The sequence below is a fragment of the Arthrobacter burdickii genome (assembly GCF_030433645.1).
Lineage (GTDB): Bacteria > Actinomycetota > Actinomycetes > Actinomycetales > Micrococcaceae > Arthrobacter_D > Arthrobacter_D burdickii.
Map to the genome: position 1 here is coordinate 1,688,686 of NZ_JAROCG010000001.1, position 26,577 is coordinate 1,715,262.

The following is a 26,577-nucleotide window of genomic DNA, read 5'->3' on the forward strand; positions in this document are numbered from 1 at the left end:
GGAGCAGCTCCGATGAAGAGTGCGTCAGGAACTCGAAAGGCGGTACGAGCATGAGGATCCTGGTCACCGGCTCCGCCGACGGGCTCGGGCTGGCAGCAGCAGAGACGCTGCTCGGGAACGGGCACGACGTCGTGGTGCACGCCCGCAACTCGGACCGGGCGGCCGCCCTCGAGAACCTCACCCGCCGAGGGGCGGGCCTCGTGCTGGGGGATTTCGAGGACCGGGATGCAGTGCTGCGCATCGCGGCGGAACTGGACGGGGCGGAGCCGCTGGACGCGGTGATCCACAATGCAGGCGTCTGGAGCGGGCGGGCGGTCTTCCCAGTCAACGTCATCGCGCCCTACCTCCTGACCGCGCTGCTCCGGGGCCCGCGGCGCCACGTCTACCTGAGCAGCGGCTCCCACTACGGCGGGCGCGCGTCGCTCGAGGGAGTGGACTGGCGCGGTGGCGCGCCGGGCTCCTACGGGGACAGCAAGCTCTTCGTGACGACGCTCGCCGTCGCGCTCGCCCGTCTGCAGCCCCGACTGCTCAGCAATGCAGTGGATCCCGGCTGGGTCCCGACCAGGATGGGCGGACCCAACGCCCCCGACGACCTCGAGCTCGGCCACCAGACCCAGGTATGGCTCGCGACGGGAGACGATCCTGACGCCCTCACGAGCGGTGGGTACTGGTACCACCGCCGACGGCGCGAGCCACACTCGGCGGTGCACGACGTCGCGTTCCAGGACCGGCTCCTGCAGGCCCTGGCGGAGGAGACGGGCGTGCCCCTGGCCCCCGGGCTCTGACCAGGGCCCGATTCCGGAGAAGACCCGATACCTCCGGAGCCTCCGGGCCAGGCGTGCCGTCAGTAGGACGGAGCCGCCGGGAGGCCGAGGTGCTCCTCGAGCGTCCGGGTCCCGGCAGCTTTCATCACGAGGGACACGTCCCTGCCGACGTAGCGGAAGTGCCAGGACTCGGCCGAGAAGCCGGTGATCCCGTGGAATCCCAGCGGGTAGCGCAGGAGGAACCCGAAGTCCGCCGCGTGCTCTGCCGTCCACCGGGCGGCGGCGGTATCGCGGAAGCACAGGACGAGCGAGCACGCGCCGTCCGCCTGGCCGATGTCGAACGCGAGCCCCGTCTGGTGCTCCGAGTAGCCCGGCCGAGCGGACACGGTGTCCGCCGCCGCCGCGTCCCCGTACTCATCCACCCAGTGGGCGTACGTCGATTCCTGGTCGGCGAAGGAACGGTAGCCGCTGAGGAGGACCAGGCCGACGCCGTCGTCCTCCGCCGCCGCGAACATCTCCTCCACGGCGACGGCGGTGTCGGAGCGCAGGAGCGTGTCGCCGGCGGTGGCCACCTCGGGCAGGCGCAGCCCGGTGGGAGCGTAGTCCAGCGGTACGAGGGGACGCCGTTTGTTCACGACGACGTCGACGGCGCCCGGATCGGAGTGCAGATCCGGGGGAGGGGACGAGGGGCGGGCCGATGCCTCGGCGCTCTCCGTGCTCACGGGCGCGGGCTCCCGCTGGGCCGGCGCGGGAAGGTCACCGGCGGGGGCCGGAGAGCCGGTAGGGGAGGGGTCCTGCGTCGCCGCAGCGGAGGCGGCAGTTCCTGCAGGGCCGGGCGCGGAGCAGGCCGGGAGCCCGAGGGCCAGGAGCACCAGGACCGCGCACGGCACGACGCGCACGGTCAGGTTTTTCGCAGGAGCATGCGGCGGACGGAGTGGTCGGCGTCCTTGGTCAGGACGAGCTGCGCGCGGCCGCGCGTGGGCAGCACGTTGGCCACGAGGTTGGGTTCGTTGATGCGCTCCCAGATGCCCTGGGCGGTCTGGCGGGCTTCCTCGTCCGTGAGGTTCGCGTACCGGTGGAAGTAGGACTCCGGGTCGGCGAAGGCGCTGGACCGCAGGGACTGGAAGCGGTCGATGTACCACTGCTCGATATGGGAGGTCTTCGCGTCGACGTAGATGGAGAAGTCGAAGAAGTCGCTGAGCGCGAGGCCGGTGATGCCGTCGGGCCGTGGACGTGCGGGCGCGAGGACGTTGAGGCCCTCGACGATCAGGACGTCGGGCCGCCGGACCACCACTTCCCGGCCGGGGACGATGTCGTACGTGAGGTGCGAGTACCAGGGGGCGCGCACCTCGGCCGCCCCGCTCTTGATCTCGCTGACGAAACGGAGCAGGCGACGCCGGTCGTAGGACTCCGGGAAGCCCTTGCGCTGCATGAGTCCGCGCCGCTCGAGCTCGGCGTTGGGGTACAGGAAGCCGTCGGTGGTGATGAGTTCCACATCCGGGGTGTCGGGCCAGCGCCGCAGCAGTTCGCGGAGCACCCTCGCCGTCGTCGACTTGCCTACCGCCACGGATCCGGCGACGCCGATCACGAAGGGCGTCCTGGTGGTCGTCTCCCCGAGGAACGTGTTGGTGGCCGCGTGGAGTTGCCCGGCCGCGGCGGTGTAGAGGTTCAGCAGGCGGGAGAGGGGAAGGTACACCTCGCGCACCTCGTCGAGGTTCAGCGTGTCCCCGAGGCCCTGCAGGCGCTGCACGTCCTCGACGTTGAGCGGGCTCTCGATCTCGTTGGACAGGCGCGACCACATCTGGCGGTCCAGCTCGACGAAGGGTGTGATGGATTCGGCACTGGTGGCCTGCTGCGTACCCGTGCTTCTCTCACTCACCCGTCGATTCTGCCCGGTGCCCTGCGCATTAACAAACACAGCCACCGGTAGGCTTGATGCCATGTGTGGAATTGTGGGATACGTAGGCCGGGACCACGGCCAGGGATCATCGGTGCTGGACTCTGTCGCCCCGGCGTTCGGCCAGGAGCCGGCCGATGGGCAGCACGGAGCGCTCGACGTCGTCATGGAGGGCCTCCGGCGCCTCGAGTACCGCGGGTACGACTCCGCGGGCGTGGCGGTCATCACCGCCGACGGCATCGAGTCCCGTAAGAAGGCGGGCAAGCTGACAAACCTCGTGGAGGAGCTGGCCGCCGACCCGCTGCCCCGCTCGCTGACCGGTATCGGGCACACGCGGTGGGCGACGCACGGTGGACCCACCGACCAGAACGCGCACCCCCACCTGGCCGACGGAGGGAAGCTCGCACTGATCCACAACGGGATCATCGAGAACTACGCCGAGCTCAAGGCCGAACTCACGGGGGAGGGCCTGACCTTTGTCTCGGACACGGACACCGAGGTCGCCGCCGGGCTCGTGGGTTACCTCTACCGCGGACTCGTCGAGAGCGGCGCCCAGGGCGACCTCCTGACCCTGGCCCTGCAGCAGGCCTGCCAGCGCCTCCACGGTGCCTTCACCCTGCTGGCCATCCACCAGGACCAGCCGGGCACCGTCGTCGCCGGGCGCCGCAACTCCCCGCTCGTCGTCGGACTCGGCGACGGCGAGAACTTCCTCGGCTCCGACGTCTCGGGCTTCATCGACTTCACGCGCCGCGCCGTCGAGCTCGGCCAGGACCAGATCGTCACCATCACGCCCGACGACGTCACCATCACCGACTTCTTCGGCGCACCCGCCGAGGGCACGGAGTTCCACGTCAGCTGGGACGCAGCCGCTGCCGAGAAGGGCGGCTTCGAGTCCTTCATGGAGAAGGAGATCCACGACCAGCCGGACGCCGTCGGCCAGACGCTCCTCGGACGGTCCGACGTCTCGGGCAGGCTCGTGCTCGACGAACTGCGCATCGACGAGTCGATCCTGCGCTCCGTCGACAAGATCGTGGTGCTCGCCTGCGGTACCTCCGCGTACGCCGGCCAGGTGGCGAAATACGCCATCGAGCACTGGTGCCGCATCCCCACCGAGGTGGAGCTCTCGCACGAGTTCCGCTACCGCGACCCGATCGTGAACGAGAAGACCCTGGTGGTCGCCATCTCGCAGTCCGGCGAGACCATGGACACGCTCATGGCCGTCCGGTACGCCCGCGAGCAGGGCGCCAAGGTCGTGGCCATCTGCAACACCAACGGCTCCACGATCCCCCGCGAATCGGACGCCGTGCTCTACACGCACGCCGGCCCAGAGATCGCCGTCGCCTCGACCAAGGCGTTCCTCGCGCAGATCACCGCGGCCTACCTGCTGGGCCTGTACCTCGCCCAGCTGCGCGGCAACAAGTTCCGTGACGAGATCGCGGACGTGCTCGCGGACCTCTCGGAGATCCCCGTCAAGATCCAGGCCATCCTCGACGACGCCGATAAGATCAAGCAGCTCGGCGCGGACATGGCGAACGCGAAATCGGTGCTCTTCCTCGGCCGGCACGTCGGCTTCCCCGTGGCCATGGAGGGCGCCCTCAAGCTCAAGGAGCTCGCCTACATCCATGCCGAGGGCTTCGCCGCCGGTGAGCTCAAGCACGGTCCGATCGCGCTCATCGAGGAGGGCCAGCCCGTCGTGGTGGTCATGCCGTCCCCGCGCGCTCGGGACTCCCTGCATGCCAAGGTGGTCTCGAACGTCCAGGAGATCCGCGCACGCGGCGCCGTCACGATCGTCATCGCGGAGCAGGGCGACACCTCGGTCGAGGCCTACTCCGAGCATGTCTTCTACGTGCCGGCGTCCCCGACGCTCCTCGCACCGCTGCTCACCACGGTCCCGCTGCAGATCTTCGCGCTCGCCCTGGCCAGCGCCAAGGGCTACGACGTCGACCAGCCGCGCAACCTGGCGAAGTCGGTCACGGTTGAGTAGTCCGGTCCCGGTGCCGCCGCGGTTCTCCGCGGCGGCACTCCGTCGGTGCGCCGCATGATCGTCGGTATCGGCGTCGACGTCGTGGACATCGAACGCTTCCGCCAGCAGCTCGAGCGGACCCCGGCCCTCGTCGAGCGGCTCTTCGTGCCGTCCGAACGCGGGCTCAACACCCGGTCCCTGGCTGCCCGCTTCGCCGCCAAGGAAGCCATCGCCAAGGCCCTCGGCGCGCCGGTGGGCATGAACTGGCAGCACTGCACCATCGCCGTCGACGAGGCCGGTGCACCGTCGGTGGTCATCGACGGCACCGTGGCCGACGCCGCACGGGCCCGGGGCGTCGAGACCTGGCACCTCTCCATCAGCCACGACGGGGGTCTTGCCACAGCCATGGTCGTAGCGGAAGGCCGCGCTCCGGCCGTCAAGAAATAGTAACCGTACTGATCATCGGCCCGCTTACCGCTAAGCTGGACCATATGCTCAACGCCTTTTCCGGTGGTGACATCCGCTCTGCGGAGGCACCACTCATCGACGCCGGCCAGGGGAACACCCTGATGCAGAAGGCTGCCCACGGGCTGTTCGGCGTCGTCCTCGGCCTGCTGCGTGCCGACGGGCGCGGCATCTACGGAGCCACCGCCGTCGTGCTGGCCGGCAGCGGCAACAACGGCGCGGACGCCCTGTACGCGGGGGAGAGGCTCCTGCGCCGGGGCGTCGGGGCGACGGCGATCCTCACCTCCGACCGCGTGCACACCGTCTCGCTCGAGGCCTTCGTGGGGGCCGGCGGAACCACTGTCCGGCTCGGCGACGCCGATCCGTCCGAGCTCGCCACGCATGCGGCGGCCGCCGACGTCCTGATCGACGGGATCCTCGGAACCGGTGCCAGCGGAGGGCTCCGCGGAGCCGCCGCAGGCTTCGTCGGGGCCTTCGACGCGGCGGCCGGTCCGCGCGGAACGCGCTCCACGATCGTGGTCGCCTGCGACCTACCCAGCGGCATCGGCACGGACTCGGGCCTCGTCGAGGGCCCCGTCCTGCACGCGGATGCGACCGTCACCTTCGGCGCGGCGAAACTCGGCCTCCTGATCGGTGAGGGCGCCGTGGCGGCCGGCGAGCTGAACGTCGTCGACATCGGCCTCGATTTCTCCTCCCTGGTCCCCGTGGCGCGGACCCTGCTGGCGCCCGACGCCGCCGCCCTGCTGCGCCCGCCCCGCGCCCGGGACCACAAGTACTCGCGCGGTGTCCTCGGCGTGGCCGCCGGATCGGCCCGCTACCCGGGAGCCGCCGCGCTGGCCGTCGGTGCGGCCCTCGCGACCGGAGTCGGCATGGTCCGCTACCTCGGTCCGGACGCCGTCGCCGCCCTGATCCACCAGCGGAACCCGGAAGCCGTGGCGTCCGCCGGTTCCATCGCTGATGCGCGGTCACAGGCGTGGCTCGTCGGGCCCGGCGCCGTGGACGACGACGACCAGCGCCAACGCGCCGTCGATGCCATCGCCTCGGGCCTGCCCACGATCGTCGATGCCGGAGCGCTCGGCGCCGTACCCGAGCGTGTGGGCCCGCAGGTCATCCTGACGCCCCACGCGGGGGAGCTGCGCCAGCTGCTGGCCGAACGCGGCCTCGACGCCGAGCGGTCCGAGATCGAGGCCGAACCCGCGCACTTCGCGCTGCGGGCCGCCGAGACGACCGGCGCCACGGTGCTGCTCAAGGGGTTCACCACCGTCGTCGCCGCGCCGTCCGGGGCACTGTTCGTGCAGGCGGACGCGACGCCCTGGCTTGCCACGGCCGGCTCCGGGGACACCCTCTCCGGGATCGTCGGCGCGCTCGCGGCGACGCTCGCGGAGGACGGCGGCGCAGCAGGCCGGATCGGCGTCGCGCAGGAAGACCTGTGGGCAGCGGTCGCCGCGGCCGGGGCGCTGATCCACGGAAGCGCCGGCCGGCGCGCGGCACTGCGCGGCCCGGTGATCGTCTCGGACCTGCCCGCCGACATCGGCGCGGTCGTCGCGGACCTCCTCGAGGAGCGTCGCCTAGCGATGTGAGGCACGCAGTTAACCGCACCGACAGATGAATGCGCTATGTATGGAGCAAGCGGTCGGGGCACCAGCCCCGAAGCCTGCCAGTATCACCGCGGCCGCCCCGAAAGGCGTCCGCGGCAGAAGACACCAAGGAGAACTCATGGAACTATGGCCCGGCGATGCGTATCCCCTGGGAGCGACCTACGACGGCACGGGGACGAACTTCGCGCTCTACAGCGAGGTCGCGGACCTCGTCGTCCTCTGCCTCTTCGACGATGACGGCACGGAGACCTGCGTCGAGCTGAAAGAGGTCGACGGCTATGTCTGGCACGGCTACCTGCCGCACGTGACCCCCGGACAGAAGTACGGCTACCGGGTCCACGGCCCCAACAACCCGGCCGAGGGACACCGCTGCAACCCGAACAAGCTCCTTCTGGACCCGTACGCCAAAGCCATCTCGGGTGACCTCGACTGGGATCAGGCGCTGTTCGGCTACAACTTCGGTGACCCGGACTCGGTCAACAACGAGGACTCCGCGGCGCACATGATGCTCGGCGTCGTCGTCAACCCCTTCTTCAACTGGGACGGCGACCGCATGCCGCGCACGCCGTACCACCAGTCCGTCATCTACGAGGCCCACGTCAAGGGACTCACCCAGCTGCACCCGGACATCCCGGAGGAGCAGCGCGGCACCTACGCAGGTATCGCGCACCCGTCCGTGATCGCGCACCTGCAGAAGCTCGGCGTCACGGCGATCGAGCTGATGCCCGTGCACCAGTTCGTCAACGACAGCACGCTGCAGGAGAAGGGCCTCTCCAACTACTGGGGCTACAACACCATCGGCTTCTTCGCGCCGCACAACAAGTACAACTCCTCGGGCGACCAGGGCGAGCAGGTCCAGGAGTTCAAGGCCATGGTGCGCGAGCTGCACCTCGCCGGCATCGAGGTCATCCTCGACGTCGTCTACAACCACACGGCCGAGGGCAACCACATGGGCCCCACCATCTCGATGCGCGGCATCGACAACGCGTCCTACTACCGCCTGGTGGAGGACGACAAGCAGTACTACATGGACACCACGGGCACGGGCAACTCGCTCAACGTCGGCAACCCGCACTCCCTGCAGCTGCTCATGGACTCGCTGCGCTACTGGGTCACCGAGATGCACGTCGACGGCTTCCGCTTCGATCTCGCCTCGGCCCTCGCCCGCGAGTTCTACGAGGTGGACCGCCTCTCGGCCTTCTTCGAACTCGTGCAGCAGGACCCCGTGGTCTCGCAGGTGAAGCTCATCGCCGAGCCGTGGGACGTCGGCCCCGGCGGCTACCAGGTGGGCAACTTCCCGCCGCAGTGGACCGAGTGGAACGGCAAGTACCGCGACACGGTCCGCGACTTCTGGCGCGGGGAGCCCTCCAGCATCGGCGAGTTCGCCTCACGCCTCACCGGCTCCGCGGACCTGTACGAGCACTCGATGCGCCGCCCCGTGGCGTCGATCAACTTCGTCACAGCCCATGACGGGTTCACGCTGCGCGACCTCGTGTCCTACAACGAGAAGCACAACGAGGCCAACGGCGAGGACAACAACGACGGCGAATCGCACAACCGCTCATGGAACGGCGGGGTGGAGGGCCCCACCGATGACCCCGAGGTGCTCGCGATCCGCGTGCGGCAGCAGCGCAACTTCATCGCGACCCTCCTGCTCTCGCAGGGTGTCCCGATGCTGCTCCACGGAGACGAGCTGGGCAGGACGCAGCAGGGCAACAACAACACCTACTGCCAGGACTCCGAACTCAGCTGGGTGCACTGGGACAAGATGGACCAGCCCCTGCTCGAATTCACCGCGGCGGTGAACCACCTGCGGTCCGAGCATCCCACCTTCCGCCGCCGCCGTTTCTTCGACGGGCGTCCCGTGCGCCGCGGCGAGGGCGAGGCGCTGCCGGACATCGTGTGGCTCGACACGTCCGGCGAGCTCATGGCGCCCGAGGACTGGAACAGTGGCTTCGGCCGCTCGATCGGGGTGTTCCTCAACGGCCAGGGCATCCAGGGCCGCGATGCGCGCGGCCAGCGCATCGTCGACGCCAACTTCCTCCTGTACTTCAACGCCCACGACGAGGCCGTGGACTTCACGATCCCCTCCGACGAGTACGGGACCTCGTGGGACGAAGTGATCGACACGGCCGGCAAGTACGCCGACAGCGAGGCGATTCCTGCCGGCGCCACGATCTCGATCGAGGCGAAGTCCATGGTGGTCCTGCGGGCGCACACGGAGGTCGAGGACCTCGACCACTCGGTCGCGGCATCCCTGGCGATCCTCGCCAACGAGGTCACCGCCAAGACCGGTACCCCCTAGCACCACCCCGACAGGTACACCCACCCCCCATCCCAGGAGGACCCCCACGTGTTGACACCGAAATCGACCTACCGGCTGCAGATCCGGAGCGAGTTCGACCTGGATCGGGCTGCGGCCCTGGTGCCGTACCTGCACGACCTCGGAGTGGACTGGGTGTACCTGTCGCCGATCCTGACGGCGGAGAAGGGGTCCGGCCACGGCTACGACGTGACCGACCCCACCGCCGTCGACCCCGACCGCGGCGGTCCCGGCGGCCTTGCCGCTCTCAGCAAGGCTGCCCGGGCCGCGGGCATGGGGGTGCTCGTGGATATCGTCCCGAACCACATGGGCATCGAGACGCCGGCCGACAACGCGTGGTGGTGGGAACTCCTGAAGGAGGGCCGCGGCTCACGCATGGCGGAGGCCTTCGACGTCGACTGGGACGCCGGGAACGGGCGCATCCGTGTGCCGGTCCTGGGCGACGGCGACGGCGAGCTCGACCAGCTCACCGTCGTCGACGGCGAACTGCACTACTACGACAACCGCTACCCGATCGCCGAGGGCACGGCCCATCCCGGTGACACGGGCGCCGAGGTCCACGCGCGCCAGCACTACGAACTTGTGAACTGGCGCCGCGCCGACGCCGAGCTGAACTACCGGCGCTTCTTCGGGGTCAACACCCTGGCGGGCCTGCGCGTCGAGGTGCCATGGGTGTTCGAGGAGAGCCACAGCGAAGTGAAGCGGTGGTTCGACGAGGGACTCGTGGACGGGCTGCGCATCGACCACCCGGACGGACTTGCCGACCCCAAGGGCTACCTCGACGACCTCTTCACCCTGACCGGCGGTGCCTACGTCCTGGTGGAGAAGATCCTCGAGCCGGGGGAGAAGCTCCCGGAGGACTGGGCCACCGAGGGCACCACGGGCTACGACGCGCTCGCCGACATCGATCGGCTCTTCACCGACCCTGCCGGGGAGCACGTCCTCACGCAGTCCGTGCCCGTGGACCCGTTCCACGAGATGATCCACGGGACCAAGCGCGGCATCGCCGACGGCATCCTCCGCTCCGAGGTGCTGCGCCTCGCACGGCTCGTCCCGGACGATGCGAACCTCGACGCCGATTCCGCGGCCGATGCGATCGCCGAGCTGCTGACCTGCTTCCCCGTCTACCGCAGCTACCTCCCGGGCGGCGCCGACCACCTCGCCGAGGCGGTGCGGGACGCGCAGGTGCGCCGCCCCGACCTCGCGGCCACCATCACCGCGCTGCACCCGCTCCTGAACCCCTTCCTGGACGGGGCCGACGGTGCGAACGGGCTGACGGAACTCGCACGGCGGTTCCAGCAGACCTCGGGGATGGTCATGGCCAAGGGCGTCGAGGACACGGCGTTCTACCGCTACTCCCGGCTCGTCTCGCTCAACGAGGTCGGTGCCGATCCTGCGATCTTCTCGCTGGATCCGCTGGAACTCCACCGGCGGCTGCTCGAGCGGGAGACGGACAGCCCGCTGGCCATGACCACGCTCAGCACGCACGACACCAAGCGCAGCGAGGACACCCGCTCGCGGATCTCCGTGCTGTCCGAACTGCCCGATGTCTGGACCGATGTGCTCTCGGGGCTCGAGGACCTCGCACCCATCGGGGATCCGACCTTCGCGCCCCTGCTCTGGCAGTCCCTGATCGGGGCCTGGCCGCTCAGCAGGGAACGGGCCCACGCCTACGCGGAGAAGGCCTCGCGCGAGGCCGACCTGAGCACGCACTGGACGGCGCCGGACGAGGAGTTCGAGCGCGGCATGCACGCCGCCGTCGACGCCGCGTTCGACGACGCCTCGGTCAACGCCGTCATCGAAGGCCTGGTCGCACGGATCCAGCAGGCGGGATGGTCGAACTCCATCGGCCTGAAACTGCTCCAGCTGACCATGCCCGGCGTGCCGGACGTGTACCAGGGCACGGAGTTCTGGGACACCTCCCTCGTGGATCCGGACAACCGCCGCGAGGTGGACTACGACGCACGCCGGCAGGTGCTCACCGACCTCAACTTCGGGGCACTGCCCCCGCTCGGGGCCGACGCGCACGCGAAGCTGCTCGTGGTGACCCGCGCCCTGAAGCTGCGCCGGGACCGCCCCGAACTGTTCACCGGCTACACCGCCGTCCCGGCGTCCGGGGAGGCCGCGGACCACGTCTTCGGCTTCGATCGCGGGGGAGCGGTCACGCTCCTCACCCGCCTGCCCTACGGACTCGCGCAGCGCGGCGGCTGGGGCGGGACGACCATCGAGCTCCCACCCGGCAGCTACACCTGCGCCCTCACCGGTACCGCTGTCCACGGCGGCACCGTGCGCGCGGCCGACATCTTCTCCACCTTCCCCGTAGCCCTACTGGTCCAGGAGGACGCATCATGAGTTCACCGTTCGACGTCTGGGCGCCCCGCGCCGAGTCCCTCACCCTCGTCGCCGACGGCACCGAGTACCCCATGACCCAGGGCGAGGGAGGCTGGTGGCACCCGGAAAAGGCTCCGACAGCCACCGACGACGTCTCCTACGGCTACCTCGTCAACGGCTCCGACACGCCCGTGCCCGATCCGCGCTCGCGCCGCCAGCCCGACGGCGTCCACCAACTCTCGCGCACCTTCGACCCGTCCGCCCACGACTGGCAGGACGAGTCCTGGCAGTCGCCCGGCCTCAACGGCGGCGTCATCTACGAGATGCACCTCGGCACCTTCACGCCGGAGGGGACGCTCGACGCCGCGATCGGCAAGCTGGACCACCTCGTCGACCTCGGTGTGCAGTACGTCGAGCTGCTGCCCGTCAACGCCTTCAACGGCACCCACAACTGGGGCTACGACGGCGTCCTCTGGTACGCCGTCCAGGAGACCTACGGCGGGCCGGCCGCCTACCAGCGCTTCGTGGACGCCGCCCACCAGAAGGGCCTCGGCGTCATCCAGGACGTCGTCCACAACCACCTGGGCCCCAGCGGGAACTACCTCGGCCTCTTCGGCCCGTACCTCACGGAGGGGATGTCGAACACGTGGGGTGACTCCCTGAACCTCGACGGACCGCAGTCGGACGAGGTGCGCGACTACGTCGTCGAGAACCTGCTCATGTGGTTCACGGACTACCACGTGGACGGCCTGCGCCTCGACGCCGTCCACGCCCTGCACGACGAGCGCGCCGTCCACATCCTCGAGGAATTCGCCGAGCGCACCGACGAATGCGCCGCCGAACTCGGCAAGCCGCTGTTCCTGATCGCGGAGTCGGACCTCAACAACCCGCGGCTCATCCAGGGCCGCGACGTGGGAGGGTACGGCCTCGCGGGCCAGTGGAGCGACGACTTCCACCACGCGGTGCACGTCAACCTCACGGGGGAGACCGAGGGGTACTACCTCGACTTCAACTCGGTCGGCGCCCTCGCGAAGGTCCTGGAGAAGGGCTTCTTCCACAACGGGACCTACTCGTCGTTCCGCGAACGCCACCACGGCCGCGAGATCGATCCGTCCCGCGTCTCGCCCCTCCAGCTCGTCGTCGCGGCCCAGAACCACGACCAGATCGGCAACCGGGCCGCCGGCGACCGCATCAGCGCCACGCTGAACCCGGCGCAGCTCGCGCAGGCCGCCGTCCTGACCATCCTGGGACCCTTCACCCCGATGCTGTTCATGGGTGAGGAGTACGGCGCCTCCACGCCGTGGCCGTTCTTCACCTCCCACCCGGAGCCTGAACTCGGCAAAGCGACCGCGGAGGGGCGCCTGAAGGAATTCGAGCGCATGGGCTGGAAGCCCGAGGACGTCCCCAACCCCCAGGACCCGGCGACCTTCGCCTCGGCGAAGCTGGACTGGGCGGAGGCGGAGCAGGGGCACCACGCCGAACTGCTCGCCACCTACCGTGAACTGATCCGCCTGCGCCGCTCCCGCCCCGAACTGCGCGACGCCGACTTCGGCAGCATCTCGGTGGACTTCGACGAGGAGAACCGCTGGCTCGTCCTGCACCGCGGCAGCACCGCCGTCGTCCTGAACTTGGGCGACGCACTGGTCACCGTGCCCGTGCGCGGGGCGGACGCGGACGTCCTGCTGTCCACGGTCGATGGCGTCGGGCTGCTCGACGACGGCGTGCAGGTGCCGCCCCACGCGTCTGTCGTCCTCAGCCTCTCCGCAGGGTAGCTCGGGGACTCTCCAAGGGTTCCGGCAGGACCGGGGACCGGATCGGCCGAAGGGTCAGGGGACTCCGTCATACTGGGCTGGGACTCCTTCCCCGGGGGAAGGCCGGTCGCGTCCCTGCAGGAGAACGGGACCGGGAAGCACGAGGCGGCAGGAACACCATGACCCTGGACATCACGACACTGCGGGTGGCGTTCGGCGCTCTTGCCGTCACCCTCTTCGTGCTGTTCTACACCGTCGCCTTCCGCCAGACCCGGTCCGCCTACAGCGCCTGGTGGTGCGCCGCCATCGCGTTCTTCTTCACGGGCTCCTTCGCGTACCTGCTGGACGGCACCGTCCACCAGGTGTGGGCCAACCCGCTGGGCAACATGCTGCTGGTGATGGGGGCCACCAGCGTCTGGGCCGGCGCGCGGACCCTCCGCACCAGCAAACCCGCATGGCTCCAGCTGTCGGCGGCTCCGCTCCTGACCCTGCTCGCCTCGGTGGTCGACAGTCCTGCGACGAACACGTGGTCGGGAGGCCCGGTGTTCCTCGGCATGATGTCGCTGACCATCGGCCTCGCCTCCTGGGAGCTGTGGCGCCTGCCCAGCAGCTACAGCAGGGTGCAGGCGCCACTGGCGTTCGCGTCCGGGTTCCTCGCGCTCCTCTACCTGGGGCGGTGCGTCGCGTTCGTCGCCGGCGGCCAGGACGGCCACGTCTTCACGACCTACTTCGGCTCGGGGATCACCACCCTGATCACCATGCTCCTCCTCGTCGTCGTGTCCTTCAGCGCCGCCGCCCTCAGCGCCGAGCAGATCGCCACGGACCTCCGAAGGCGCGCGGACCGGGACTCGCTGACCGGGCTCCTCAACCGCGCGGGCTTCCTCGACCTCGCGCGCGTCCAGGTGGACCGGCTGGCGCGCACCAGCAGCCCCGGGACCCTGATCCTCGCGGACCTCGACTTCTTCAAGGCCGTCAACGACACGCACGGGCACCCCGCGGGGGATGCGGTGCTCAAGGCGTTCGCCGACGCCAGCACGGACACCGTCCGGTCCACCGACCTCGTGGGACGCTACGGCGGCGAGGAGTTCGTCTTCCTGCTGCCCGGGGCGTCCGTCGCGCGGAGCGAGGACATCACCCGGGAGGTGAGCAGGGCCCTCCGCGGACACTCCGCGCCCGGAGGCATCCAGATGCCGACGGTGAGCTACGGCGTCGCCGCTCTCGAGGCAGCCGACTACGACCTCGACGCCTCGATCGCCGCCGCGGACCGGGCGCTGTATGCGGCGAAGGCCGGCGGACGGAACCGCTCCGTCCGGGCGGTCCGACCTCCGCGCAGGACCGGGTCGGCGGAGCAGGTCCAGGCGCACTTCCGGCTCCAGTAGGGCCGGGGGCCCGGAGCTCCGCGGGGGCAGGCGGGCGCTCGCCTAGGATGAAGGGATGACCTATCACCCCGCTGAAGACCGTTATGAGAAGATGCCCTACCGCCGCGTGGGAAAGAGCGGCCTGCACCTGCCCGCCGTGTCCCTCGGACTGTGGCACAACTTCGGGGACGACAAGCCCTTCGACACGCAGCGGGCCATCCTGCGCCGGGCGTTCGACCTCGGCGTCACCCACTTCGACCTGGCCAACAACTACGGGCCGCCCTACGGAAGCGCGGAGACCAATTTTGGGCGTCACCTGAAGGACGACTTCCGGCCGTTCCGCGACGAACTCGTCATCTCCAGCAAGGCCGGCTACGACATGTGGCCCGGCCCGTACGGTGACTTCGGCTCGCGGAAGTACCTGCTGGCGAGCCTGGACCAGTCGCTCGAGCGGATGGGCCTCGACTACGTCGACATCTTCTACAGCCACCGCCCGGATCCCGGGACCCCGCTCGAGGAGACCATGGGTGCCCTGGACACGGCCGTCCGGTCCGGCCGCGCCCTGTACGCGGGCATCTCGTCCTACTCGCCCGAGCGCACCCTGGAAGCCGCAGCGATCCTGAAGGACCTGGGCACCCCGCTGCTCATCCACCAGCCCTCCTACTCGATGCTCAACCGCTGGGTGGAGAACGGGACGCCGAACCTTCCCGAGGCCCTCGAGACCGTCGGCGCCGGTTCCATCGCGTTCTCCCCGCTCGCGCAGGGCCTGCTGACGAGCCGCTACCTCGACGGCGTGCCGGCGGATTCCCGGGCGGCTGCGTCCAAGTCGCTGTCGGAGGACCACCTGTCGGAGGACAACCTCCGCCGCGTGCGCGGACTCAACGGGATCGCGGAGCAGCGCGGACAGAGCCTTGCCCAGATGGCCATCGCCTGGATCCTGCGTCCCCAGGCCAAGGGCACGCCCATCACGTCGGCGCTCATCGGCGCGTCCAGCGTGCGGCAACTGGAGGACAGCCTGGCGGCGGTGCGGAACCTCGACTTCACGTCCGAGGAACTGCGCGCCATCGACGAGTTCGCCGTCGACTCGGACATCAACCTGTGGGCCCGGGCGCTCGACGCCTGATGCTCCGATCCGGATGGCGGTCCAGGCTTTTCGGCCCGCCATCCGACTCCGTTCCGCCCTCGGATGCCCTGGGTCCGACACAATGGGGGCATGACTCCCGGAACACCGTCCTCTGATCCGCTGCTCGGCCTCTGGGCCACGCTCGGCGAGCCCCGCCTGACCGGCGAACTCGCGCGGTCGGGTCTCGGCTGGGTGGGCCTCGACGCCCAGCACGGCCATTTCGACGACCGCTCGCTCCGGGACACCCTCGGCCACCGGTCGGCGGACGCAGCCCCGATGCTCGTGCGCGTGGCCGCCAACGACGCCGCGCTGATCGGCCGGGCGCTCGACGCCGGCGCGGACGGCGTCGTCGTCCCCCTCGTCAGCAGCGTGGCGGACGCCGAAGCGGCTGTCGCGGCGAGCCGCTACCCGCCGCACGGTGCCCGCAGCTGGGGTCCGCTGCAGGGGAGCAGGCCGGCGTACGGCCCAGGGTCCGACGGCGGACCTCACGACGTCCCGCTGTGCGCGGTGATGGTCGAGACCGCCGACGCGCTCGACGCCGTCGAGGAGATCGCCTCCGTGCCCGGGGTGGACATGGTCTTCGTCGGTCCGTTCGATCTGTCGCTCGCCCTGGGACTGGACGTGGAGGACCTCCTGGCAGCCACCGGTGACGGCACGCCGCTCGGACGGATCGTCCGTGCCTGCAGGAATGCCGGGATCCTGGCCGGCGCCTACGCCGGAACACCCGGACGGGCCGTGCTGCTCGCCGGGGCGGGCTTCTCCTGGATCGCCGCCACCACGGACACCGCCCTGCTGCCGTTCGGCGTCGAGGCGGTCCGGCGCCAGGTGCACGGCGACGCCTGAGGGCGCATGGGTGCCGCGGGCAGGCTCAGCCGGCCCAGGACGCCTTCAGCGCGGGGAACGACTCCTCGTAGCCTGCGAGGACCCTCACCGCCGCATGGAACGAATCGACCAGGGGATGTCCCGCCAGGGCCCGTAGTGCGGAATCGCGGTCCCGGTGCACCGCCGCCCGGATCGTCTGCTGCTCGACGGCCTTCACGGTGGACATGAGACCGAGCTGGTGCGGAGTCAGGGGGGCGGCGGGAAGCGGCCGTGCGCCGCCGGCGTCCACGACGGACGGAACCTCGACGACGGCGTCCTCCGGCAGCCCGGGGAAGGTGGACCCGTTGCGGACGTTCAGGACGAGTTCCGAGCGCGTGCCCGTGAGCAGCGCCCGCATGACCTGGAGGGCCACGCGCTCGTAGCCGCCGCCGGCGAGGTCCGCCTCGTCCCGCTCTTCGTCCGCCGCACGGGCCTCGGCGAGGTAGCCGGACTCCCGTTCCCGCCGCGCGTCCTCCCACACGGCGAACGGATCGTCGGCCGCAGCGAGGCCCGGATAGAGGCCGCGCTGCTGATCCCGCAGGATCTCCCCGCGCGTTCGATCCGCGCTGCGGATCGACAGCAGGGCCTCGCGGTGGAAGTAGTAGTAGAACAGGTACTCGTTGGGCAGGGCGCCGAGGACCCGGAGGAGGTCCGGACCGAACAGGCGGCCCTCCTCGAAACCGGACAGGCGCAGCGGATCGGCGAGCAGGCCGGGGAGGCGGTCGCCCCCGCCGTCGTCGAGTCCCCGGAGCCAGCCCAGGTGGTTCAGCCCTACGTAGTCGACGCCGGTGAGCGAGCCCCGCAGGTCCACCTGCGCCGCCCGTGCGGCCCGCGTGATGAGTCCCGAGGCCGAGTCGCAGATGCCGATGACCCGGGAGCCGAGGACCGTCGAGACCGCTTCGGTCACCATCCCGGCGGGGTTCGTGAAGTTGATGAGCCATGCCTTCGGCGCGAGGTCACGCATGGCGGCGGCGACCCGCATCATGTCCGGGATGGAGCGCAGGGCGTAGGAGATGCCGCCCGCGCCCACGGTCTCCTGCCCGAGCAGTCCGGCGGACAGGGCCACGCGCTCGTCGAGGATGCGTCCCTCCGTTCCGCCACTGCGGACCGCGGCGAAGACGATGTCCGCGCCGGGCAGGGCGTCCTCGAGGCGTTCCTCCACCCGGACCGATGGTGCGGGACCGCCGCCGGCCGCCGGCATGGCATCGAGCACCCGGGCGATGGCCTGCGCCCGCTCCGGCAGCGCATCGAGCAGGACGACGTCGGACACGAGCCCGGCGAACGGCCCGTCGGAGAGGGCGCGGTACACGAGGGGCACCCGGAAGCCTCCGCCGCCGGCGATGACGAGGGTGGCACCGGTTCCGTTCGCTGTGGGCACGGTTCGTCCTGCTTCCGTCGTGGCCTGTTCTCCCGCGTGGGAGCCGCCGTCGTCGGGCGCCGCACGTTCCGGTGCCGCCGCCCGCGTCCGGCGTTCTGCAAGTATTGTGCCGTACATGTCCCAACAGCACCGCTTCGATCCGCTAGCGGCTCTGCGCGGCCCGGACGGACCCGAATTCGACCTCCTGCTCGCCGGGCAGGTGTTCTTCGACATCATCTTCACCGGCCTGGAGCAGCTTCCGTCCCCGGGCACGGAGGTGTGGACCGACGGCATGGGGTCGGGGCCCGGCGGTATCGCCAACCAGGCCATCGCCGCGAGCAGGCTGGGACTCCGCACCACCCTCTCTGCGGCCTTCGGCGACGACGGCTACGGCCAGTTCAACTGGGACGTGCTGCAGGACCAGGAGCACGTGGACCTCTCACGGTCCCGGGTCTTCGGGCAGTGGCATTCCCCGGTCACGGTGTCCCTGTCGGTGCACCATGACCGCTCGATGATCACGCACGGACATCCGTCACCGCTGCGCGCCACCGAACTGATCGGAACACCGCCGTCGTGCCGGGCCGCCATCGTCGGACTGGAGCAGGAGATGGAACCGTGGGCGCTGACGGCCGCGGCCGGCGGCACGAAGCTGTTCGGTGATGTCGGCTGGGACCCGGCGGGGGAGTGGGCGCCGGAGACGCTCTCCTCGCTCGAGCACTTCTACGCGTTCATGCCCAATGCCGGTGAGGCGATGGCGTACACCCGGACGGAGGACCCCTGGGCGGCCCTCTACTCCCTCGCCGACCGTGTGCCCGTGGCCGTCGTGACGGTCGGCCAGCAGGGTGCGATGGCCATCGACTCGCTGACCGGTGAGGAGGAATGGGTACCCGCCCTGCCCGTGTCCGCCTACGATCCGACCGGGGCGGGCGACTGCTTCGGCGCGGCGTTCGTCATGGGCGACCTGGCGGGTTTCCGGCTCGCCGACCGCCTCAGCTTCGCGAACCTCTGCGCATCGCTGTCCGTGCAGCACGTGGGTGGTTCACTGGCCGCGCCCGGCTGGGGTGACATCGCCGACTGGTGGCGGCGGGTCAGCGCGGGGCGCGACGGCGTCCGGAAGCAGTGGCTGCGCCGCTACGCCTTTCTGGAGGACCTGGTCTCCGACGTGCCGGTCGAGGCGGTCCGCCGGGCGACGGCGACCATCGCGCGGCACTCCGACGCGTCGCCGTCGCGTACGCCCAAATGGCGTGGGGAGATGCCCGGCACCCTGTGACCGGGGCCCGCCGAGATGCCGGTTACCCGTGCAGGGCGGCCGCCTCCCCGAGCCAGCGCGCGTACCGCGCCCAGGGATCGTCGACCCCTGCCGCGAGGCGGCCGATATGGTCCTCCACCTCGGGCGCGAGTTTGAACCACTCGGAGCGGTCGAGGCGCCAGGCCGCGAACTGCTCGTGGCGGCGGTGTTCGACGAGCCGGTCGCCGCGCTCGAACGCGAGCACCTCGTCATGCCAGATCCGGGCCAGCCGCCGGCGCGGGTTCGCCGTCGTCTCGATCTTGACGCGGTCCTGGAAGCGGATGTAGTAGACGACGTCGACGCGCGGGGGCGGCAGTCCGTCGTCGAGGACATCACCGACGCGCCACTCGCAGGCCGCGCACGCCCACCCGGACGGATACCGCACTCCGAGCCGCGACCCGCAGGCGCGGCAGGGCACCGGCAGCAGGTCGGTGGTGCCCCACTCCGTCCCGGCCCACTCGACGACCAGCTCCACGTGGGCGGGGCAGAGCGCGAAGGGCGTACCGCCGGAGGGGCGCCCGCACGGCCGTCCGTCATCGCCCGGGAGGACGCACGGGTGGCCGCTCGGCCGGGAATCGGACACGGAGTCGATCTTCCATGCCCGGCATCCCCCGCGCAACCCGGATCCAGCCGTTCCGGAACGGCTGCTTCCGCCGGGACGGCCCTGCGAAAACTGGCAGAATGGGCTGAGTGACTTCCACCGAACGTGCCGCAGAAATCGACCTCGACGCCCTGCGGCACAACATCCGCCACCTCCGGGACATCGCCCATCCGGCCCGCGTCATGGCCGTCGTCAAGGCCGATGCGTACGGCCACGGCGCTGTCCCGGTGGCGCGGGCCGCTCTGGAGGCGGGTGCGGCCTGGCTCGGGGTCGCCCATGTCAGCGAGGGTGTCCGGCTGCGCAAGGCGGGCATCGAGGCCCCGATCCTCGCGTGGCTGCACACCTCGGGGACCGACTTCGTCGCCGGCGTCGAGCACGGGCTGGACCTGGGGATCTCCGGGTGGGAGCTGGAGCACGTCACCGCTGCGGCCCGGGAACTGGAGCGGCCCGCGATCGTGCATCTGAAGATCGACACCGGGCTGGGCCGCAACGGCTGTCCGCCGGACAAGTGGGACGCCCTGCTCAGCAGGGCGGCGCAGTACCAGGAGGAAGGGCTGATCCGCGTCGTCGGGATCTTCTCCCACCTCGCCATGGCCGACGAACCCGCGCGGCCGGAGACCGACCTGCAGGTGCAGGCGTTCCGCGAGGCCGTCGCCGCCGCGGAGAACGCGGGGATCGACGTCGAGATCCGCCACCTGGCCAACACCCCTGCGACGTTCTCGCGGCCCGACTGCCACTTCGACCTCGTCCGCGTGGGCCTCGGCATCTACGGCCTCTCGCCCTTCTCCGACCAGGGGTCCGCCGACCTCGGGCTGCAGCCCGTCATGACGCTCAGCACCACCGTCTCCAACTGCAAGGAGGTGCCCGCCGGCCAGGGCGTCTCCTACGGGTACGCGTACCGCACGCAGAAGCCGACGACGCTCGGGCTCATCCCCGTCGGATATGCGGACGGTGTCCCGCGCATCGCGACCGGCGCGCCCGTCCTGGTCGGCACCAGGATCTACCCCGTGGTCGGGCGCATCGCCATGGACCAGCTCGTCATCGACTTCGGCACCACGGGCCTGGTCGACACGCCGGACAGCCCGCTGGGCAAGCGGGCCGTCCTGTTCGGCGGAACGGGCTCTCCTCCTGTGGAGGACTGGGCTGCCGCCGCGCAGACCATCAACTACGAGGTGGTCACCCGCATCAGCGGCCGCGTCGAGCGCGTCTACATCGACCGCACCCAGGACAGTGTCCAGAACCGCGCCCAGGAGGCGGGCCGTGACGGCGACGCCTGAGTGGGCCCGGACGTACGCCGTCGGCTCCGCCGCTGAGCTGCAGGGGCTCGCCGCCGCGCTCGCCCCGCACCTCCGTCCGGCGGATCTCCTGGTCCTGTCGGGGGAGCTCGGCGCGGGCAAGACGACCTTCACGCAGGGTCTGGGGCGGGGACTGTCCGTCGAGGACCGCATCATCTCGCCCACCTTCGTGCTCGTCCGCCAGCATCCGGCGGCGGACGGCGGACCGGGCCTCGTCCACGTCGATGCGTACCGGCTGGGCAACGCCGCCGCTGTCGACGATCTCGACCTCGAAGCCACCATGGATTCCAATGTCACCGTCGTCGAATGGGGAGCCGGCCGGGTGGAGCACCTGAGCGACAGCTGGCTGCGGGTCGATATCGTGCGGCCGCTGGGAAGCACCGAAGCGGCGTCCGGCGGTCCGGTGATCGACTTCGACGACGACGGCGAGGACGAAGTGCGCACCGTCACCCTCTCGGGCTTCGGCCCGCGCTGGAGCGGACGGCAGCCGGCACTCCCGCTCGACTAGGCTGGATGGGTGCTTCTCCTCGCCCTCGACACCTCCGCCGCCGCCACGGTCGCGCTCCTGCGCGACGACGACGTCGTCGCCCGGTTCGGCAGCGCCGACACGCGCTCCCACGCGGAGGTCCTCGCCCCGGCAGTGCACAGAATCCTGACCGATGCCGGAGTGGCCGGCCCGGACCTCGACGCCGTGGTCGCGGGCGTCGGACCCGGACCCTTCACGGGACTGCGTGCCGGACTCGTGACTGCGCGCACCCTCGCCTTCGTCTGGGGGGTACCACTCCACGGAGTCATGAGCCTCGACGCCCTGGCCTTCGATGCCACAGCGAGCGGCACCCTCCCTCCGGGGAGCGAGTTCCTCGTGGGAACGGACGCGCGCCGGGGCGAGGTCTACTGGGCCGCGTACCGCGCGCCGTCCAGCAACGGCGTGCAGCCCGGACAGGACGTCCACCCGGAGCTGCCGAAACTCCTCGACGGCCCCCACGTCGGTCCGGCGGCGGGACTGCCGAAGGGCCTGCCGCTCGTGGGCAGGGCGGCGGCCCTGTACCCCGACGACGTCGAAGGGGTCGGGGCCCTCGCGGATCCCGATGCCGCCTCGCTCGGCCGCGTGGCCCGGCTGCGCCTCCTCGCCGGGACGGCCCTGCCGGACACCTCCCCGCTGTACCTGCGCGAATCCGATGCCCAGGTCCCGGGACCACGGAAGCGGGCTACGGCATGAGCTCCGAGGGTATGGGCTTCACGGTGCGGGACATGGCGTTCGAGGACATCGAGACCATCGGGCGGCTGGAGAACGAGCTGTTCCCGACCGACGCCTGGCCGCTCGAGATGTTCTACACCGAGTTCTTCCAGCCGGACACACGCCGCTACATCGTGGCCGAGGTGGACGGCGACCCGGTGGGGTACGCGGGCATGATGGTCATCGACACGACGGCCGACATCCAGACCATCGGCGTGCTGCCGCGCTTCGAGGGCCGGGGCATCGGGCGGACCATGCTCACCGAACTGCTCGCCGAGGCCCGGCGGCGCGGCGCCGACAACGTGATGCTGGAGGTGCGTGCCGACAATCCCCGCGCCCAGCAGCTGTACACGCGGTTCGGTTTCCAGAAGATCCACACCCGGCGGAACTACTACCGGGACGGCATCGACGCCTGGATCATGAGGCTCGTCCTGCCGGCCGCCGAAGGAGAAACGCAGTGAACACCGTCCCCGCAGAGGGCCCTGCAACCACGGGGGGTGCCCCCGGTCCCCTGGTCCTGGGCATCGAGTCCTCCTGCGACGAGACCGGTGTCGGCATCGTCCGGGGTACGCAGCTGCTGACCAACACGGTGTCGTCCTCGATGGACGAGCACGTGCGGTTCGGCGGCGTCATCCCGGAGATCGCCTCCCGCGCCCACCTCGAGGCGTTCGTGCCGACGCTCCGGGCCGCGCTCGACGACGCCGGTGTCACCCTCGACGAGATCGACGCCATTGCCGTTACGGCCGGGCCGGGCCTCTCGGGCGCCCTCATGGTCGGCGTGTCCGCGGCGAAGGCGCTCGCCGTCGCCACCGGCAAACCGCTGTACGCGATCAACCACCTCGTGGCCCACGTGGGCGTCGGGATGGTCGGCGGCACCTTCGCCGGGGGCCTGCCGCCCAACCTCGGCGCGCTCCTGGTCTCCGGCGGACACACCGAGATCCTGCGCGTGGGGAACATCGCGAGCGACGTCGAACTGCTGGGATCCACGATCGACGACGCCGCAGGCGAGGCGTACGACAAGACGGCGCGCATCCTGGGCCTCGGCTATCCCGGTGGCCCCGCGATCGACCGGCTGGCACGGGAGGGCAACCCGAAGGCCATCCGCTTCCCGCGCGGCCTGTCGCAGCCGAAGTACATGGGGACGGCCGAGGAGCCGGGCCCGCACCGCTACGACTGGTCCTTCAGCGGTCTCAAGACCGCCGTCGCCCGCTCCGTGGAACAGTACGAGGCGGCGGGGCTGCAGCTCCCCGTCGCGGACATCGCCGCGTCCTTCCAGGAGGCCGTCGTGGACATCATCACGTCCAAGGCCGTCCTCGCCTGCCGGGAGCACGGCATCACCAACCTCCTCCTGGGCGGTGGAGTCGCAGCCAATCGGAGACTCCGCGAGCTCACGGCGGAGCGGTGCGCTGCCGCAGGGATCACCCTGACCGTCCCGGCGCCGTCGCTCTGCACCGACAACGGGGCGATGGTGGCCGCCCTCGGGGCGCAGATCGTGCTGGACGGTGGCCGTCCGAGCGGCATCGCCTTCGGGACGAACCCGTCCCTGCCGGTCACGAGCATCGTCCTCCCGGAGGCCTGAGGCCTGACGGCGTCGGCCCTTCCGGTTCATAGGTGCGCAGACATGCACTTATACTGGGGAGACTGCTCCCTACTGAAACGGCCGGCCATGTTCTCCGTCTTCCGCCACACGGCGTACCGCAACCTCTTCACCGCGCAGGTGGTGGCACTCCTCGGCACGGGACTGCTCACCGTGGCGCTCGGCCTCCTGGCCTTCGACCTGGCGGGAGACCGCGCCGGAGCGGTGCTCGGCACCGCGCTGACGATCAAGATGATCGCCTACGTCTTCGTCGCCCCCGTGATGGCGGCGCTCGTGGAACGCCTGCCCCGCAAGGGCGTGCTGGTCGGAGCGGACCTGGTACGCGCCGTCATCGCCCTGGGCCTTCCCTTCGTCGACCAGGTGTGGCAGGTCTACGTGCTCGTGTTCCTCCTGCAGTCGGCCTCCGCGACCTTCACGCCCGCGTTCCAGGCCTTGATCCCGGTCGTGCTGCCCGAGGAGAAGGACTACACGAAGGCCCTGTCGCTGTCCCGCCTGGCGTACGACGTCGAATCCCTCGTCAGCCCGCTGCTCGCAGCGGCCCTGCTGACCGTGCTGTCCTTCTCGAACCTCTTCCTGGGCACGATGCTCGGGTTCCTCGCCTCCGCGGTCCTGGTCCTCATCACCCGCCTGCCCCGGATACCGGCGGCCGGACGACACCAGGGGTCCCTGCTGCACCGCACCACGCTCGGCTCCCGCATCTTCCTCCGGACCCCGAGCCTGCGCGGACTGATGGCCCTGAACCTGGTGGTCGCCGCAGCGACCGCGATGGTCCTGGTCAATACCGTCGTCTACGCCCGGGACCTCTTCGCCGGCACCAACACCGACGTCGCGCTCGCCCTGGCCGTGTACGGCGCGGGATCGATGCTCGTCGCGTTCCTCGCACCACGGATCCTCGAGCGGGTACCGGACCGCACCTTCATGCTGGTGGGTGCCGCGCTCCTTCCTCTCGGACTCCTCGGGGCCGCCCTGGTCGCGGGATATGGAGCACCGTGGTGGAGCTTCCTCGGCCTGTGGGTCCTCCTCGGCGTCGGCACGTCGATGATCAGCATGCCGTCCTCGCGCCTGCTGCGCCGCGTCGCCACCGACGCCACGAGGAGCTACGTCTTCACCGCGCAGTTCTCCCTGTCCCACGCCTGCTTCATGCTGACCTACCCGGTGGCCGGGTGGGTCGGTGCTGCCGCGGGCCTGCCGGCGGCGGCCTCGGTGCTCGCCGCCATCGCGGTCGTCGGGACCATCGCGGCCCTGGTGTCCTGGCCGACGGCGGCCGAGTCGCCTGCCGCCGCCGGGGCCGCGCTGAGCCGGTAGCGTAGGGGGACCGGAGGCGGTATCGAGCGGGGGAGGGCGGCATCAGCGAGAGTGATCCGCGGCAGCAGGCTGCCGCGGGGCCCGACGGCCACCCGGCCGGTCCGAGCCTCGTCCATCAGGTCGCGCCGGACCACCAGCGACTGGAGGCGGGCGCAGCCACCTTCCGCATGCTCGCGGACCCGACACGGCTGCACATCCTGTGGCTCCTCACGCAGGGGCCGGCCGACGTCGGAACCCTCGTCGCGTCCACCGGAGCCAACCGGACGGCCGTGAGCCAGCACCTGGCCAAACTGCGGCTCTCGGGCCTCGTGTCCACCCGCAAGGAGGCGCGGAACGTGGTCTACAGCATCATCGACGGGCACCTCGCCCGGCTCATCCTCGAAGGAATGAACCACGCGGACCACCGTGTCACCGGGGAGCCCGTCCACGCGGAATGACCGTGCCGGTTGGCTCGCCCTAAATTGGACGTTCTCGCTGGGGGCCAGACGCGACGCCCCTCCCGCGCCGCGTACCGGGAACCCGCGCCCCGTTCCACCGGGGTGGTCGGGGCCCGGAACGCGCAAGGGCCGGACCCCCGAAGGAGTCCGGCCCATCCACGGAACTTCTGGGACTAGAGCGTGCCCCGGCGGTTGATCGGATCGCCGTCGGTCAGCGTGTCGTCCTGGAGGCCCTGGCTGTCCGAGGGGACACCGGTGCCCGGGATCCCGTCCACTGCGGGAACGGCGTCGATGTCTGTGTCACTGACGACGGGAGTGGTCGCCGGGATCGACGTCTCGGGCGCGACGGGGGCGGTTTCGGTGACCGGAACCGTGGAGACCTCGGTCTCGGTCTCCTCTTCCTTCCCCTTGTTCGCTGCTGCTGCAGCTACCCCTGCCACCGTTGCTGCCGCGGCGAGCCCGACCCCTGCAGCGACCTTGCCGGACACACCGGCCTTGCCGCTGTCGCCCCGCGACTGCTCGGCGTCCTCGACGGTGGGAGTTCCGGGCTGTCCGGCCACGGTGCCGCGCCAGGCGCCGGTGGAGTAGCTCTCCGACTCGATGAATGTCTTGAACTTCTGGAGGTCGGCCTTCGCCTGGTTCTCGACGACGTTCAGCTTGTCGCCGACCTTCTCGACGAGTCCCTCGGGCTCGTATTCCAGCACCAGGTTGACGCGGGTCGTCCCGCCGAGGTCCTCGAAGGAGACGGTGCCTGCATTGGTCGCACCCTCCGTAGCCGCCCACGAGACCTTCCGGTCCGGTACCTGCTCGAGGATACGTGCTTCCCACTGGCGGCGGATCCCGCCGATCTCCGCGACCCACTCGAGGCGGTCGTCGCTGAGCTGGGTGATCTGCTTGATGCCGCCCATGAAGTGCGGGAATTCCTCGAACTGCGTCCACTGGTTGTACACGGTCGTCACTGGAAGATTCACTACAACGGTTTCTTCGACCTTCGTGGTCATCTTGCCCTCCTTGGCTGGTGGGATA

23 protein-coding genes are annotated in these 26,577 nt (G+C 70.5%); 18 read left to right on the forward strand and 5 right to left on the reverse strand.

Features of this window, described 5'->3' with window-relative positions; all coding sequences use genetic code 11:
- The first annotated feature begins 50 nt into the window (after positions 1 to 50).
- The gene (locus P5G52_RS07925) at positions 51 to 785 is read left to right on the forward strand and encodes an SDR family NAD(P)-dependent oxidoreductase (protein WP_301226265.1); all 735 of its coding nucleotides are present in this window, start codon (positions 51 to 53) and stop codon (positions 783 to 785) included.
- Positions 786 to 844: 59 nt separating this feature from the next.
- Here P5G52_RS07925 and P5G52_RS07930 read toward each other — a convergent pair whose 3' ends face one another.
- Together P5G52_RS07930 and coaA are read right to left on the reverse strand one after the other, a co-directional pair.
- Entirely contained in the window at positions 845 to 1,663 is an 819-nt protein-coding gene (locus P5G52_RS07930; protein ID WP_301226267.1) for a D-alanyl-D-alanine carboxypeptidase family protein, read from the reverse strand.
- 2 nt (positions 1,664 to 1,665) lie between these two features.
- The gene (gene coaA / locus P5G52_RS07935; protein WP_301226269.1) at positions 1,666 to 2,643 is read right to left on the reverse strand and encodes a type I pantothenate kinase; all 978 of its coding nucleotides are present in this window, start codon (positions 2,641 to 2,643) and stop codon (positions 1,666 to 1,668) included.
- 61 nt (positions 2,644 to 2,704) lie between these two features.
- On the opposite strand from coaA, the gene glmS reads away from it, so the two are divergent.
- The 9 genes from glmS (at position 2,705) to P5G52_RS07980 (ending at position 16,416) form a co-directional block, all read left to right on the forward strand.
- Positions 2,705 to 4,645, forward strand: coding sequence for a glutamine--fructose-6-phosphate transaminase (isomerizing) (gene glmS, locus P5G52_RS07940; protein ID WP_301226271.1), 1,941 nt, complete (start codon positions 2,705 to 2,707; stop codon positions 4,643 to 4,645).
- 54 nt (positions 4,646 to 4,699) lie between these two features.
- The gene (locus tag P5G52_RS07945) at positions 4,700 to 5,071 is read left to right on the forward strand and encodes a holo-ACP synthase (RefSeq protein ID WP_301226273.1); all 372 of its coding nucleotides are present in this window, start codon (positions 4,700 to 4,702) and stop codon (positions 5,069 to 5,071) included.
- Between the two features lie 44 nt (positions 5,072 to 5,115).
- Complete coding sequence (locus P5G52_RS07950) at positions 5,116 to 6,669, forward strand: bifunctional ADP-dependent NAD(P)H-hydrate dehydratase/NAD(P)H-hydrate epimerase (RefSeq protein WP_301226275.1); 1,554 nt, start codon at positions 5,116 to 5,118, stop codon at positions 6,667 to 6,669.
- A 136-nt stretch (positions 6,670 to 6,805) separates the two neighbouring features.
- Positions 6,806 to 8,992, forward strand: a complete 2,187-nt coding sequence (gene glgX, locus P5G52_RS07955) for a glycogen debranching protein GlgX (RefSeq protein ID WP_301226277.1) — start codon at positions 6,806 to 6,808, stop codon at positions 8,990 to 8,992.
- Positions 8,993 to 9,040: 48 nt separating this feature from the next.
- Positions 9,041 to 11,362, forward strand: a complete 2,322-nt coding sequence (gene treY, locus P5G52_RS07960; protein WP_301226279.1) for a malto-oligosyltrehalose synthase — start codon at positions 9,041 to 9,043, stop codon at positions 11,360 to 11,362.
- A complete protein-coding gene (treZ, locus tag P5G52_RS07965) occupies positions 11,359 to 13,113 on the forward strand; it encodes a malto-oligosyltrehalose trehalohydrolase (protein ID WP_301226281.1) in 1,755 nt (584 codons plus the stop codon). Before treY ends, treZ begins: the two co-directional genes overlap by 4 nt.
- 158 nt (positions 13,114 to 13,271) lie before the next feature.
- Positions 13,272 to 14,471, forward strand: coding sequence for a GGDEF domain-containing protein (locus P5G52_RS07970; RefSeq protein WP_301226283.1), 1,200 nt, complete (start codon positions 13,272 to 13,274; stop codon positions 14,469 to 14,471).
- 55 nt (positions 14,472 to 14,526) lie between these two features.
- On the forward strand, positions 14,527 to 15,573 hold the full coding sequence (gene mgrA, locus P5G52_RS07975) for an L-glyceraldehyde 3-phosphate reductase (protein WP_301226285.1): 1,047 nt from the start codon (positions 14,527 to 14,529) through the stop codon (positions 15,571 to 15,573).
- A 90-nt stretch (positions 15,574 to 15,663) separates the two neighbouring features.
- Positions 15,664 to 16,416: an HpcH/HpaI aldolase family protein gene (locus tag P5G52_RS07980; RefSeq protein ID WP_301226287.1), complete on the forward strand. Its 753-nt coding sequence runs from the start codon at positions 15,664 to 15,666 to the stop codon at positions 16,414 to 16,416.
- A gap of 25 nt (positions 16,417 to 16,441) precedes the next feature.
- Here P5G52_RS07980 and P5G52_RS07985 read toward each other — a convergent pair whose 3' ends face one another.
- A complete protein-coding gene (locus P5G52_RS07985; RefSeq protein ID WP_301226289.1) occupies positions 16,442 to 17,812 on the reverse strand; it encodes a family 4 glycosyl hydrolase in 1,371 nt (456 codons plus the stop codon).
- Positions 17,813 to 17,927: 115 nt separating this feature from the next.
- Here P5G52_RS07985 and P5G52_RS07990 point away from each other — a divergent pair, with 115 nt between their 5' ends.
- Positions 17,928 to 19,061, forward strand: a complete 1,134-nt coding sequence (locus P5G52_RS07990) for a PfkB family carbohydrate kinase (protein WP_301226291.1) — start codon at positions 17,928 to 17,930, stop codon at positions 19,059 to 19,061.
- A 22-nt stretch (positions 19,062 to 19,083) separates the two neighbouring features.
- Here P5G52_RS07990 and P5G52_RS07995 read toward each other — a convergent pair whose 3' ends face one another.
- Positions 19,084 to 19,662 (reverse strand): GIY-YIG nuclease family protein, encoded by a 579-nt coding sequence (locus P5G52_RS07995; RefSeq protein ID WP_301226293.1) that lies wholly within the window; start codon positions 19,660 to 19,662, stop codon positions 19,084 to 19,086.
- Positions 19,663 to 19,769: 107 nt separating this feature from the next.
- Here P5G52_RS07995 and alr point away from each other — a divergent pair, with 107 nt between their 5' ends.
- From alr to P5G52_RS08030, 7 genes are all read left to right on the forward strand, one after another.
- On the forward strand, positions 19,770 to 20,957 hold the full coding sequence (gene alr / locus P5G52_RS08000) for an alanine racemase (protein WP_301226295.1): 1,188 nt from the start codon (positions 19,770 to 19,772) through the stop codon (positions 20,955 to 20,957).
- Positions 20,941 to 21,483 (forward strand): tRNA (adenosine(37)-N6)-threonylcarbamoyltransferase complex ATPase subunit type 1 TsaE, encoded by a 543-nt coding sequence (gene tsaE, locus P5G52_RS08005; RefSeq protein WP_301226297.1) that lies wholly within the window; start codon positions 20,941 to 20,943, stop codon positions 21,481 to 21,483. The genes alr and tsaE overlap by 17 nt, the downstream gene beginning before the upstream one ends.
- Positions 21,484 to 21,492: 9 nt before the next feature.
- Positions 21,493 to 22,194: a tRNA (adenosine(37)-N6)-threonylcarbamoyltransferase complex dimerization subunit type 1 TsaB gene (gene tsaB, locus P5G52_RS08010; protein ID WP_301226299.1), complete on the forward strand. Its 702-nt coding sequence runs from the start codon at positions 21,493 to 21,495 to the stop codon at positions 22,192 to 22,194.
- Positions 22,191 to 22,673: a ribosomal protein S18-alanine N-acetyltransferase gene (rimI, locus tag P5G52_RS08015; protein ID WP_301226301.1), complete on the forward strand. Its 483-nt coding sequence runs from the start codon at positions 22,191 to 22,193 to the stop codon at positions 22,671 to 22,673. The genes tsaB and rimI overlap by 4 nt, the downstream gene beginning before the upstream one ends.
- Complete coding sequence (gene tsaD, locus P5G52_RS08020) at positions 22,670 to 23,791, forward strand: tRNA (adenosine(37)-N6)-threonylcarbamoyltransferase complex transferase subunit TsaD (protein WP_301226303.1); 1,122 nt, start codon at positions 22,670 to 22,672, stop codon at positions 23,789 to 23,791. Before rimI ends, tsaD begins: the two co-directional genes overlap by 4 nt.
- 87 nt (positions 23,792 to 23,878) lie before the next feature.
- The gene (locus P5G52_RS08025; protein ID WP_301226305.1) at positions 23,879 to 25,114 is read left to right on the forward strand and encodes an MFS transporter; all 1,236 of its coding nucleotides are present in this window, start codon (positions 23,879 to 23,881) and stop codon (positions 25,112 to 25,114) included.
- Between the two features lie 140 nt (positions 25,115 to 25,254).
- A complete protein-coding gene (locus P5G52_RS08030) occupies positions 25,255 to 25,551 on the forward strand; it encodes an ArsR/SmtB family transcription factor (protein ID WP_363321905.1) in 297 nt (98 codons plus the stop codon).
- Between the two features lie 173 nt (positions 25,552 to 25,724).
- On the opposite strand, the gene P5G52_RS08035 is transcribed toward P5G52_RS08030, so the two are convergent.
- Entirely contained in the window at positions 25,725 to 26,552 is an 828-nt protein-coding gene (locus P5G52_RS08035) for an SRPBCC family protein (RefSeq protein ID WP_301226307.1), read from the reverse strand.
- Positions 26,553 to 26,577 lie beyond the last annotated feature (25 nt).